This is a genomic window from Collimonas silvisoli (assembly GCF_018305005.1).
Taxonomy (GTDB): domain Bacteria; phylum Pseudomonadota; class Gammaproteobacteria; order Burkholderiales; family Burkholderiaceae_D; genus Collimonas; species Collimonas silvisoli.
Genome location: NZ_JAGQEG010000230.1, coordinates 1 through 801 on the forward strand (window position 1 = coordinate 1; position 801 = coordinate 801).

General features: G+C 50.2%; 2 protein-coding genes. One reads left to right on the forward strand and one right to left on the reverse strand.

Annotated elements, in window-relative coordinates; translation table 11 throughout:
• Positions 1-226: 226 nt before the first annotated feature.
• Complete coding sequence (locus tag KHU33_RS26160; RefSeq protein ID WP_211468483.1) at positions 227-499, forward strand: hypothetical protein; 273 nt, start codon at positions 227-229, stop codon at positions 497-499.
• A gap of 178 nt (positions 500-677) precedes the next feature.
• Here KHU33_RS26160 and KHU33_RS26945 read toward each other — a convergent pair whose 3' ends face one another.
• Complete coding sequence (locus tag KHU33_RS26945; protein WP_407928324.1) at positions 678-779, reverse strand: SymE family type I addiction module toxin; 102 nt, start codon at positions 777-779, stop codon at positions 678-680.
• Between the last annotated feature and the right edge of the window lie 22 nt (positions 780-801).

Below are 801 nucleotides of genomic sequence, written 5' to 3' on the forward strand. Positions count from 1 at the left end.
TGCACACACCGTTTCCATTTTTGACCTTTCTCGTATGCGGGCTTACGCGTCAGGCGATGACCCAAGATACCGTTCGGACTTATAAAATGAAACAGGCAAAGGCACCTATCTGACCCACGTGCTCAACTGCACTCAGTCTAATCGGCATCACTCTGCCCGACCGCCTCTACATCCTGATTATCCGATGTCGATGCGGCATGCTCAATATACGAGTCGAATATTTGTATTGGAATATTCGACTCCGACCCCTTTATTTTCATCGGCCCAAATTCAGAGACAAATGCGCGGTATGGAAATGACGCAAAATGGCGTCACCGAAACAGGTAGCCCCGAGGTGCGTTATGGTACGCCAGGTACCGACGGTACCTGGACTCAGGTAGGTACGACAACAAGCGATCAACCGCTTTATTTGCAACAAATCGCGCCAGGGGATGCGGCAATACGTGCTTTAATTGTGAGCGAAACAACCAATGGTCGAGTACCGAGTTTGATTACATAGGTGGTACTTACGTTGTGCCGTCATATAGTAATCAACCGTTGCCGACGCCTACCGCTGCCTGTGGTGCCGCTGCGTTTGATTGTGCAAATAAAAGTAGCTGTCTATTCAAAAATAAGAAGACCGCTCTTTGATCCCACCCAGTGTGCGGGGTTGAAGAGCGGTGATGGGTCTGTCTTCTCTACTCAAGAGTAATGACCAAGCACCCGGTCATGACTCTGACTCGAACGTGCGTTCGCGGCAAGAACCCTGCTGCCGTCAGCCATGCGCCTTGCAGACGTATCCTTGTTTTTGTGCCGAGAAAT